Raw genomic sequence first — 12,158 nt, forward strand, 5'->3', positions numbered from 1 at the left:
TAAAATAGCTGTCAAACTTAATCACCACATGCAATAGCATAGGTAAAACCACAGCAAACGGTTTTGGGAACAATGATTTTGGCGTTGCCATTAAATGCGGCAAGCGCTAAAGCTTCAGCAATACCATAATAGCCGGTTTTTTGAAAAACCTTCCATGAAGGTTTTTCAATATGTGATTGATATTTTTGTAAAGAACTGATTGGTAAAAGAAAAATTGGCACTGCAAAATACCTTTCTAGATAAGGTAACCATGCAGAATGGCCAAATTTGTCTAATGTGGCAATATAAGAGAATTGAATTTCAAGTGCATCCAATACTTCCTGCAATTCTTTTACCGCATCAATATTATTAGCCTTGGACGAGGCGCCAACACCTAAGCAATATTTTTTTTCAATTATATCATTCATCACTATGTCATAAAGCTTTATAATCAATCAATGAAGCTACTATTAGAGCATTTTCACGAAAAGTATAAAGCGGTTTTCAGACAAAAAACGCGGTTTAAACAATGAATTAGAGCGCCGATCTGATCTAACCAGATCGAAATGCGCTCTAGCTGGTGATTTTTACCCTAATTGCTTTTCCAGATTTCATCGACCTCTTGGGGGCTAATACCCAAAATAGCGCTAACGCGCTCAATAAAGGCAACTTCATTCTCATCAATATAATTATCGGCTGAGGCAACAGCCATCAAATTACGCACCAATGATATGCGTCGTTCAGGTGCTAAATCACTAAACAACGCTGCAGCTTGAGCGGTGGTTGTTTCATATCCATAATCGCCCAAATAACGGATTACATCAGGCAGGGCATCGGCAGGAATATCAAATTGTTGCTGTGCAATTTGTGCAAAAACTTCGGTTTCTGCGTGGCCGCGTTCACCATCGGCAAAAATAATTTTGATCAGCAGAAGAAGCTCAGCTGCAATAGCTGGATCGCCTGCGACTTTACTTACCACACTATTTCGAGTGAAATAATTAGCAATTTTATGAAAGAAACCTTCGCTCATCAAGCGCTCCGATGTAAATAGCTATTTTGCAGTTAAAGAACCATAGCTGATAAATGACTGTTATTTAATTGGGTAACCCATTTATAAACATATATTTTTTGAAAAAGTTCAATTAGTTGAAAAAAATAATTTTTTCCGTAACAATTTACTGCACTAAGTTGCTCAATCACATTAAAATGACCTTTGCGATTTTGAAATTGCAGAGCATCATCAAATAGTGCAAAACGGTTGAAGGTTTCAATCATGAGAAGAATGTTGAAATCATACTATATAAAGGAACGATATGATTGATTTTCTTCTTGATCCAACAACATTGATGTTGATCGCAGCAGCTCTCATTGCTGGCATTATTGATTCTATTGCTGGCGGCGGCGGGCTAATTACTGTACCTGCCCTTTATCTAGGGCTTGGCGGATCACCAGTTGCAGCGCTTGGTACCAACAAATTGCAATCACTCTTTGGCTCACTATCCGCAACCATTGCTTATGCGCGTGCAGGCCATGTTGATCTTAAAAGTCAAGGATGGGAGGCATTATTAGCATTTGCAGGCGGATTACTAGGTGCATTGTTAGCAACCAAGCTTCCCAAAGAGGTGTTAACTGCCTTTTTGCCAATTTTACTGGTAAGCGTCGCCCTTTATTTTGCACTAAAACCCAATATAGGCGATGTTGATCGCACGCGTCGCATGGGGCAGTTTTTATTTACCATGACGATACCGCCTTTAATCGGCTTTTATGATGGCGTCTTTGGCCCAGGCACCGGTTCTTTTTTCATGCTGGCTTTTGTATCTCTTGCAGGTTTTGGTATGCTAAAAGCAACTGCCCATACAAAGCTGCTTAATTTTTCATCTAATATTGGTGGTTTTGCAGCTTTTGCCGCAGTTGGTGTAGTTAATTGGAAAATTGGTCTTGTCATGGGGGTGGCTCAATTTATTGGCGCGCAAATTGGCGCAAGGCTAACCATGAAAATAGGCACCAAACTTATAAAACCACTTCTTGTTATCATATGTACAATATTAGCAATAAAATTAATGCTAGAGCCAGATAATCCTCTTAATCACTTCATCCGCAGTGTATTTAATCCATCATAAAAAGACCATTAGGGTTAAATTTCTTTTGTTTGGCAACTATATGGCTATATATTAACAAAATTCAGTTTGATTATTTGATAAAGGATGTTGCAAAAACGGGCAACAATATAAAATATGAAAGCAAATCAATTAGATATATTAATGGTACCTGGATACCAAGGGTCTGATGAAAACCATTGGCAATCACGCTGGGAGCGCAAATTAACGACTGCGCGTCGGGTAGAACAAGACGCGTGGTCAAAACCAGTGCGCAGCGAATGGATTGCACGACTTCGTGAAGAAGTTGAAAAATCTGAACGTCCCGTTTTGCTTGTTGGTCATTCTTTGGGCGTTGCAACCATTGTGCAAGCAGTACCTTTACTTGGCAAACGCGTAAAAGGCGCTTTTTTAGTTGCTGCTCCCGATGTTGCCAACCCCAATATACGGCCTAAGCATTTAATGACGTTCGGACCCTACCCGACTGAAAAGCTACCCTTTCCATCTGTGCTAATTGCCAGCCGCAATGATGAATATTGCGAGTTTTCAGTGGCTGAGAAGCTAGGGGAAGACTGGGGTTCACTATTTTTAGATGCTGGCGAAGCAGGTCACATTAACACCAAATCCGGTCATGGCCCTTGGCCAGAAGGCCTTATGGTATTTACACAATTTATAGGTAATTTATCTTAAGCGACAAATTGCATTAGAAGGCTCATTTTAGCGATTATGGGCCTTATTTTCCCCAAAACATATAATGATTTAATGCAAGTGGTAGTTTAAGGCTAAAAACCTTTTAAAACAAAATATTATGCAAATAATCTATATAATATCACATTTGCAACCTATAGCTTTAAATCGATTTATATTTTTGCCAAACTCAGATTTTAGAATTGCTTTGCAATCCCTTTCAACCTATAGATAATACTATAACCAGTTTTCAGGCTTTAAATGGCTAGGCAAATTTTGGGTCGCAATTTTTGGGGCAATGCGCCCGTAAGATTACAAAAGCAAAATGCTCAGTAAATGTTTATATAAAAAAAACAGCGCAATATGGTCAGCACCTAAATGTTGATATGCTGTTTTTAAACATTTCTATGCGCTCATTTAACCTGACTTTTTGATTTTATTTGTTTTTCTATAATTCTTCGTTTTTTTGAAATGCCAATAAATTAAAGTCAGGTGCCACCAATTATATGGATTTATAACCCAATAAAATGCGTATAAATAAACAACCGAAACCATTGATAAATATTTAAAAATAAACCGACCATATGCCGAATAAATACGGCCCGTTATTGAAAGACTAAAGACAAAACTATGACCCAAGATATGGCACAAGAACAGCATATCGCAGCAATAAAGCAACGTGTTGGCGTTAAAGAATTCATTATTCTTATTGCCGCTCTCATGGCGACCAACGCCGTTGCCATTGACATTATGTTGCCCGCCTTTGACGACATTAAAGCAAGCCTTGGCGTAGTCGGGGAAAATGCGCATCATTATATTATTTTTTGCTATTTGCTCGGCTTTGGTATTACGCAATTATTTGTCGGCCCACTATCGGACCGTCTAGGCAGACGTGTGCCGTTAATTATCGGTCTAATATTTTATGCAATTGCCTCTTTTGCCTGTGCATTTGCGCCATCTTTTATCGGCCTTTTAATTTTGCGCGCCATACAAGGCATTGGTGCCGCAGCAACGCGCGTGCTTTGCGTTTCAGTGGTTCGGGATCTTTATGGCGGCCGCCAAATGGCAGAAGTTATGTCCATTGTGATGATGGTTTTCATGGTAGTGCCAATTATTGCCCCAGCAACAGGGCAAGGTATTCTCATGCTTGGCCCATGGCAGCTCATTTTCTTTGTCATGGCAGCAGTCGGCATTATTATGGCGGTATGGGTTTGGAAGCGTTTACCAGAAACGCTTTTTGCTCCCCGCCCATTAACATTTTCCGCCATTACTCAGGGCTTTAAAACTGTTTTATCTAATAAGATTTCATTTTGCTATAATTTGGCTTTTTCGGTTATTTTAAGTGCACTTTTTGGCGCACTTAATACCGCACAACAAATTTATGACGGAATTTACGGTTTAGGTAAATGGTTTCCAGCCGCATTTGCCGCCGTTGCTACTTTCCAAGCATTGGCTGCATTTTTAAATTCTCGCTTTGTTGGCCGCTTTGGCATGCGCCGTATTTCGCATTTTCTACTTTTAGCTTTTGTGGCAGCCTCATTTGTATTATTTTTATGGGCATGGCTAACCCCAACCCATGTGCCCTTTATTCCCTATATGCTGTTATTTACCGTCATTATGTTTGCATTTGGCGCAATTGGCGCCAATTTCAACTCTCTAGCAATGGAACCTTTAGGCGCAGTTGCCGGTACCGCATCATCAGTTTTTGGCTTTATGCAAACGCTGATTGGTGCTGGCGGTGGTTTACTTATCAGCCATTTTTTCCACGCCACGATCACCCCAATTGCCGCAGGCTTTTTCATTGTTGGCATTTTAGCATTAATACTCGTTCTTATTGCTGAAGATGGCAAATTATTTAGAACCGTAAGTGCAGATCCCAGCAAAGCGAAAATGAAAACTATTAAATAGCGGATATTAAGCGAAACAAAATGCCCTTAACGGGGCATTTTCTATATTGATAATGGATTTTTGGCGTTTTATATTTTACCAAATACATTCTATAATAGCTTTTTTGATTTATTGTTAAAGTCAACTAAAACAACAATTGAAAATGAATGAAATCTAATTAATTTACACTCTTCAGGCTGGCTAAATGCGTCCATCAATTACTGATCCATTTTTTGTTTCCATTCGCAGCCTTGCTGGTGTTGGCCCCAAGATTTGTGCCTTAATAAGCAAATTGCTCGACCTTAGCCATGATATTGGTGAACCACGTTTGGTGGATATTCTTCATTTAATGCCAACATCAATAATTGACCGCCGCAATAGACCTTTCATTGCTGGCGCCAAACAGGATGAAATTGTAACCTTGGAGCTGGTGGTTGACACCCACTACCCGCCTGAAGCAAATAGAAAGAATATTCCCTATCGCGTTTATTGTCATGATGATAGCAGCGATATAGCCTTAGTGTTTTTCCGTGGGCAAAAAGCTTGGCTTGAAAACCTACTGCCGGTTGGATCGAAAGTTCTTGTTTCTGGTAAGGTGGAGCATTTTAATGGCCGCGCCCAAATGGTGCACCCCGACCATATTATTAGCGCTGATGAAGAAGAAAAGCTGTTACTGGTAGAACCCGTTTATCCGCTCACAGCTGGCCTTTCACCTAAAACCTTATCTCGCGCTATTATAGACGCCCTACCCCATATCCCTAACCTACCCGAATGGCAGGACGAACACCTTATTAAACGCGAAAGCTTCCCAAGCTATCAAAATGCTTTAAGCCAAGTCCACACACCTAAAACACCTGAAGATATTGCACTTTTAAGCCCAGCGCGCCGCAGGCTTGCCTATGATGAATTTTTAGCAGGACAATTGGCGCTTGGCTTGGTGCGCGCAAAAACCAAACGGCTTTCAGGCACCCCACTTTTAACCACTGGCAAATATATCAATGCATTAAAATCTTACCTACCCTTTGAACTTACCCAAGGGCAAAAAATAGCCATTGAAGAAATATCAAAGGACCTTGCTTCTTCTGAGCGCATGCTACGCTTATTACAAGGCGATGTTGGATCAGGTAAAACCATCGTTGCCCTTTATGCTATGTTGCAGGCGGCAGAAAATAATGGCCAATCGGCTTTAATGACACCAACAGAGGTATTGGCGCGCCAACATTATGCAACCATTGCACCTTTGATTGCCAATATTGGTCTTAAAGCAGTTTTATTGACAGGGCGTGAAAAAGGCAAAGAACGGCAAGCCATTTTGGACGATATTGCCAGCGGTGAAGCAGCAATTATCATTGGTACCCACGCGCTTATTCAAGAAAAAGTCGATTATCATAATCTTGTCCTTGCAATTATTGATGAGCAGCACCGCTTTGGTGTCCATCAACGCTTGCAACTCACAGCTAAGGGCCAAGCCCCCGATATGCTGGTGATGACAGCCACTCCCATTCCGCGCACCTTGGTGTTAACCGCTTTTGGCGATATGGATGTGTCAAAGCTGCGTGAAAAGCCAAAGGGGCGTAAACCAATACAAACCGCCACATTGCCATTGGAACGGCTTGATAAATTATTGGAGCGGGTTGATGCCGCATTAAAAAAAGGTGACAAGATCTATTGGATTTGCCCCTTGGTTGAAGAATCGGAAGTGCTGGAACTCACCTCTGCAACTGATCGCTTTTTGAATTTGCAAAAATATTTTGGCGACAAAATTGGCCTAGTACATGGCAAAATGGCTAATGCTGAAAAAGATGAAGCCATGGCCAAATTTAAAAGTGGCGACATTCGCTTGCTGGTTGCCACTACTGTTGTTGAAGTTGGTGTCGATGTTCCCGACGCTTCAATTATAATTATTGAACATGCTGAGCGCTTCGGGCTTGCGCAATTGCACCAATTGCGCGGCCGTGTTGGGCGCGGCAATAAGGAATCATCTTGCATTTTGCTTTATAAATCACCACTATCGCTGACGGCAACTGCAAGGCTCAATGTTATGCGTGAAACGGAAGACGGCTTTCGCATTGCTGAAGAAGATTTAAGGCTGCGCGGTGAAGGTGAATTGCTGGGAACCAAACAATCTGGTCTTCCCGGTTTTGAGTTAGCCAATCTAGAAAGCCATGCTGATTTATTGGAAATGGCGCGCCAAGATGCGCGTCTTATCCTTGAAAAAGACCAAGACCTTACCTCGCCAAGAGGACAAGCCTTACGGCTTTTGCTCTATTTATTTAGGCGTAATGACGCAATACGCCTGTTACGCGCAGGGTAAAATCGGCAAGTTGACCCAAATTACTGCCTTCAATTGACAAAAAACTGTGTATGACCTTTGTTTTGGCAAAAATTCATATTCTGTTAAAAATTGCTATGACAAACTAATTAAAATCGTCATTGCCAATTATGGTAATGTTGAGCATTTTTAATAATTGGCTAACCAAGCATTAGATATTTTATTTCAAAAATATTTAAAATTGCTATGCTGATTAATCTTTTAAACTCGATGACAGGATAGCATAGTGATATTTCGCTTTTTTACCAAGGCTACAGGCAAATTCAACAAGTCCGCTTTGACGGCGTTTTTGTTAGCATCCGCATCACTATCCATAACAGCATGTGGTTTTTCAAATCCCATGAGTGGTTTATCGCAAGGCATTGCACCTAAAAGCAATACTGCCAATATAGCACCTAATGCGACCGTTGCGCAAAACCGCCCAGCACCATCCATTGAGACAACAGCCAGCGTTACAGCCTATCGCCCAACCAATCCAGCCAGTAACAGCTGGGCAGTCGCCCATGCCGCTTACAGCAAAAAGGCGGAAAAATATTGGGATGATGTTTCAGCAAAGCGTAAACAGCGCAATGAAAAACGCCGTAATGGTCAAGCCATCACCCAAAATGATTATGTTTTAAATCAGCCTCCAGTCTATGATGGCCCACCAAAACCCGCAATGCCTGGGCAAATAACCCCAGCAAAACCAAGTGCAAGAATTCCAGGTACAGGTGATTTTCTTGCTGCGGCTAAATCTGTCTATGGTTTTACCCCCGACCGCCCACGCAATGAAGAAGAATTCATGCGCGCTTATGCCAATGCAGCTTCGCAAGCTGGCCTAACACGCTACCAACTGGTTGCGCTTTATGCTTTTGAAACAGGTGGCGATGGTACTCATGACTTGCAAGCCGGCATGCTAAAAAGCAATGCCAATGCGCGACCAATTTCCACTGCTATTGGTTATAATCAGCTCGTTGCAACCGCAAGTGTTAGCGTTATGCATGAGTTTGGTCCTGAAATCGTGCGCGAACTTAAAGCCCAAGCGCAAAGGGCCCAAGGAGCAGATCGCCAACGCTTATTGCGTAAAGCAGATGTTGTTAGCGCAATGACTGCAAGGGCGCGCACCGTACCCCATCAATGGACTGCGCAGGCAGAGCTTGCCAAAACGCCAGCCGGCCTTGGTATTCATGCTATGACATTAGACAAGGATGTTGGGCCGCTATTGCAAACCCATAAATTACGCACATCGATGCATTTTCTTCACGCCAAGGGCGTAACGCGCCAATTAACTGGCGCAGAACTTGAAATGCTTAACCTTACTGGTGATGGCAATGGCTATGACATGATTAGCATGCCGCAACAATTGCGTGAAATTGTGCCAACAGCAAATTTTTTCTTGCGTAAAGGCTATGAACGCAATCCCGTTGCCAAGCGCAATAATACTGTTGCTAAATTATTAGCAGCAACAGAAGAAAAAATGCGCATAAATATGCAAAAGGAAGGCGCACAGGCCATGCATCGCGCATTTCAATCTTCTGAAATGGCACGCAACTAAGGTTTGATATTTTGCATAATTAAACGGTTTAAGGATGTTGCTTACAGCATCCTTAAACGGCAATAGCCTGCTTTTAAGTGGTGTAGTTAGCATTCAACGCTTAACTATAATAACAAAAAACACAAGCTGGCTTCATTCCATCCCAGTAGTTTTTGAAAAGTAAAATTGTAAGATCGATGGTCAAAACCTCATCTAACATGATTTATATTTTGCACCGTTTTTTAAAATTACTGCAAAACTTATCAAAAACTTGCGCGAACTTTATGTTAAACCAATGCTTCCTCTTGCCTTTTTTGCTCATTTGCAGTAGCCAATATCTTCAGAATTTCTTTGAATTGATTTGAATATATGGATTGGCAATGACCATCATTGATAATAGAATTCCAGAACCAAAACGTTTCATCTCTGGTGCCACTGGTGACTGGGAAGTCATTATTGGTTTGGAAGTACATGCCCAAGTAACCTCAAACTCGAAATTATTTTCGGGCGCTTCAACTTCTTTTGGCGCTGAGCCCAATGCAAATGTTTCATTGGTTGATGCAGCAATGCCAGGAATGTTGCCAGTTATTAATATTGAGTGTGTAAAACAAGCCATTCGTACTGGCCTTGGCCTAAAGGCGCAGATTAATCTAAAATCGGTTTTTGATCGTAAAAATTATTTTTACCCAGATTTGCCGCAAGGTTACCAAATTTCGCAATTCAAACAACCCATCGTTGGCGAAGGTGCAATTATCATTTCAGTCGGCCCTGATAATAAGGGACAATTTGAAGATATTGAAATTGGTATTGAGCGCCTGCATCTTGAGCAAGATGCTGGAAAATCAATTCATGATCACCATCCAACCATGTCTTGTATTGACCTTAACCGTTCTGGCGTTGCTTTGATGGAAATTGTGTCAAAACCGGATATGCGCTCAGCTGATGAAGCCAAGGCCTATGTCACTAAATTGCGCACTATTGTTCGCTATTTAGGCACTTGTGATGGCAATATGGATGAAGGCTCCATGCGCGCCGATGTTAACGTCTCGGTTCGTCGCCCAGGCGGTGAATTTGGCACACGCTGCGAGATTAAAAATGTTAATTCCATTCGCTTCGTTGGCCAAGCCATTGATTATGAAGCAAGACGCCAAATTGCAATTTTGGAAGATGGCGGTACAATTGACCAAGAAACACGGCTTTTTGATGCGGCAAAGGGCGAAACACGCGCCATGCGCTCTAAAGAAGAAGCGCATGATTATCGTTATTTCCCAGATCCTGATCTCTTGCCGCTGGAATTTAGCCAAGAATTGGTCGATCAACTAGCCGCAGACTTGCCTGAGCTACCTGACGATAAAAAAGACCGTCTTATTTCATCTCTTGGTCTTTCAGCCTATGATGCATCAATCCTCATTACTGAAAAAGCCATTGCTGATTATTTTGAGGAAGTCGCCAAAGGCCGTGATGGCAAACTTGCAGCAAACTGGGTGATTAACGACTTGCTTGGTGCTTTAAATAAAGCTGGTCTTTCAATTGAAGAAACGCCTGTTAGCCCCTTGCAGCTCGGCACTATCATTGAGCTTATTGTTGAAGGCACTATTTCAGGTAAAATTGCCAAAGACCTTTTTGAAATCATCTGGGCTGAGGGCGGTGATCCGCGAGAAGTTGTTGAAAGCCGCGGGCTAAAGCAGGTAACAGATACCGGCGCCATTGAAAAGGCGGTTGATGATGTTATTGCTGCAAATCCTGACAAGGTGGAGCAAGCCAAAGCCAAGCCAACACTTGCTGGCTGGTTTGTTGGGCAAGTGATGAAGTCAACAGGCGGCAAGGCAAATCCGCAAGCAGTTAATGACATTGTTAAGGCTAAACTAGGGTTGGAATAAATATTATGTGGCTTAGAACCGCTACAAAAAATGATATAGAATCAATTCGCGAACTTTTATTTGCCACTTGGCATGAACTATATGATGATCTTATCAGCAGTGAAGCTGTTGATAAGATTATTGGCAAATGGCAATCTGTTGATCATTTTAAAAAGTGCCTCACCCGCCCCTCTTCTGAATTTATTGTTGCAGATGATGGTGATGAATTGCAAGGTGCGGCCTATGCCTTACAAGGCGGCGTAAAAGGTTTTCCAGAAACTGTCCTTATTCAACAGCTGATGGTGCGCCCTAAATATCAAGGCCAAGGCATTGGTAAACGTCTTTTGATCGAGGTTGAAGAATCTTTTCCCAATGCACGTAAATGCCGTGTTATAATATTGGAAAAAAGCACAGACGCACAAAAATTTTATGAAAGCCAAGGCTACAAGAAAATTGGAGTTCCAAGCCCCATTCAAGAACAAAAAGATGTTTTTGAAATAGTAATGGAAAAAGAACTATTCTAATTATTTCTTGCATTTATACAATTATAGGCTCATAAGAGACCATACATATTCATTTTGTGCTCTTTGTTGGCATGATTGAGGAGTTTAAGGCTATGGCCGGTTTAATAAGACAAGTTTTCACTTGGTGGAATGGTACAACAATTGGCACAAGATTTTTTACCTTTCGCAAGGGTAAACGCGTTGGTGAAGATGAATTTGGCAATGTCTATTATGAAGGTGCTTGGCACGTAGATGGCTATAAACGCCGCTGGGTAATCTATAACGGCTATTCTGAAGCGTCAACAATTCCACCCGGTTGGCATGGTTGGATGCATCATCGTGTTGACACGCCGCCATCTGCTGAAAATTATGTACCCTTTGAGTGGGAAAAAGCACATTTGTCAAACCAGACTGGTTCAGCAAATGCTTATACACCTAAAGGCTCGATTAAGAATCATGGTAAGCGCCCAAAAGTTACTGGCGATTATAATGCTTGGTCACCGGAATAAGCAGCAGAAATATGATACTGGACTTTGAAATTTAGCAGCATTGATGCAGTTTTTTTCTATTTCAGTTGATATAAAACATTTCAAACATGCATAATTAATTTTATGCATGTTTATTTTTTAAAAAAAGCCAATTTAATTATGATTATTTGTAAATTTGGTTTTTTATTGCCATAGTTTGTGTTTAAAGCTCATGACTTGTATTTATAACAAATACAGCCACATAATTTAAAGTTTCGAATGGTCGCTATGATAAAATTGTTAAAGCCTTTTTCTTTTGTGAAATCTTTAAGCCTTGCTGTTTTGGCCCTAGCTGCTATTGCAAGCCCAACATTGGCTGAGCGCATTAGCAATCCCATTGCCGAATTTTCTGGCCTTGATAAAATAACTGGACGCACGACAACTTTTCATATCACCATAGGTGAGACCTACCAATTTGGCGCTTTACAAGTGACACCGCGTGCCTGCTTTACCAGCAGCGCGGATGAAGCAACTAAAACCGATGGTTTTGTTGAAGTAAATGAGGTCACTTTGGACCAAAAAATTAAACCTATTTTTAGAGGCTGGATGTTTGCTGATAGCCCTGGTCTAAATGCGGTAGAACACCCAATTTATGATGTTTGGCTCACCAATTGCAAACAAAAGCTGCCAGCGGCCAATTAGTTTTTGTCTAGTAATTTGATAAATCTTATGGTCATTTCACGCTTTATAACTTAATTGCTGTAATATTTTATCATTGATAGTCGCTCAATGAGCCTTGCCGCATATGGTGAAAAATTTCCCCATATAAAAGCGG

General features: G+C 41.4%; 11 protein-coding genes. 9 read left to right on the forward strand and 2 right to left on the reverse strand.

Translation table 11 applies throughout. The features are described 5' to 3' along the window. Positions 1-17: 17 nt before the first annotated feature. A complete protein-coding gene (locus N6B01_RS07300) occupies positions 18-407 on the reverse strand; it encodes a cobalamin biosynthesis protein (RefSeq protein ID WP_262078116.1) in 390 nt (129 codons plus the stop codon). Between the two features lie 164 nt (positions 408-571). Beyond that, positions 572-1,009: a tellurite resistance TerB family protein gene (locus N6B01_RS07305; RefSeq protein WP_182417048.1), complete on the reverse strand. Its 438-nt coding sequence runs from the start codon at positions 1,007-1,009 to the stop codon at positions 572-574. A 283-nt stretch (positions 1,010-1,292) separates the two neighbouring features. Between N6B01_RS07305 and N6B01_RS07310 the strand changes: the two genes are divergently transcribed. The 9 genes from N6B01_RS07310 (at position 1,293) to N6B01_RS07350 (ending at position 12,025) form a co-directional block, all read left to right on the forward strand. Then, entirely contained in the window at positions 1,293-2,099 is an 807-nt protein-coding gene (locus tag N6B01_RS07310; RefSeq protein ID WP_262078117.1) for a TSUP family transporter, read from the forward strand. Positions 2,100-2,213: 114 nt separating this feature from the next. Beyond that, the gene (locus N6B01_RS07315) at positions 2,214-2,765 is read left to right on the forward strand and encodes an RBBP9/YdeN family alpha/beta hydrolase (RefSeq protein WP_182417050.1); all 552 of its coding nucleotides are present in this window, start codon (positions 2,214-2,216) and stop codon (positions 2,763-2,765) included. A 627-nt stretch (positions 2,766-3,392) separates the two neighbouring features. Next, positions 3,393-4,670, forward strand: coding sequence for a multidrug effflux MFS transporter (locus tag N6B01_RS07320; protein WP_262078118.1), 1,278 nt, complete (start codon positions 3,393-3,395; stop codon positions 4,668-4,670). Between the two features lie 184 nt (positions 4,671-4,854). After that, a complete protein-coding gene (gene recG, locus N6B01_RS07325; protein WP_262078119.1) occupies positions 4,855-6,963 on the forward strand; it encodes an ATP-dependent DNA helicase RecG in 2,109 nt (702 codons plus the stop codon). A gap of 358 nt (positions 6,964-7,321) precedes the next feature. Beyond that, entirely contained in the window at positions 7,322-8,515 is a 1,194-nt protein-coding gene (locus tag N6B01_RS07330; protein ID WP_262078120.1) for a hypothetical protein, read from the forward strand. 359 nt (positions 8,516-8,874) lie between these two features. After that, positions 8,875-10,374 (forward strand): Asp-tRNA(Asn)/Glu-tRNA(Gln) amidotransferase subunit GatB, encoded by a 1,500-nt coding sequence (gene gatB, locus N6B01_RS07335; RefSeq protein WP_262078121.1) that lies wholly within the window; start codon positions 8,875-8,877, stop codon positions 10,372-10,374. Between the two features lie 5 nt (positions 10,375-10,379). Next, the gene (locus tag N6B01_RS07340; RefSeq protein ID WP_262078122.1) at positions 10,380-10,877 is read left to right on the forward strand and encodes a GNAT family N-acetyltransferase; all 498 of its coding nucleotides are present in this window, start codon (positions 10,380-10,382) and stop codon (positions 10,875-10,877) included. Positions 10,878-10,969: 92 nt separating this feature from the next. Beyond that, positions 10,970-11,365: an NADH:ubiquinone oxidoreductase subunit NDUFA12 gene (locus N6B01_RS07345; protein ID WP_262078123.1), complete on the forward strand. Its 396-nt coding sequence runs from the start codon at positions 10,970-10,972 to the stop codon at positions 11,363-11,365. A gap of 246 nt (positions 11,366-11,611) precedes the next feature. After that, on the forward strand, positions 11,612-12,025 hold the full coding sequence (locus N6B01_RS07350) for a DUF2155 domain-containing protein (RefSeq protein WP_262078124.1): 414 nt from the start codon (positions 11,612-11,614) through the stop codon (positions 12,023-12,025). Positions 12,026-12,158: the final 133 nt, after the last annotated feature.

This window comes from Bartonella sp. HY406 (assembly GCF_025449315.1).
Lineage (GTDB): Bacteria > Pseudomonadota > Alphaproteobacteria > Rhizobiales > Rhizobiaceae > HY038.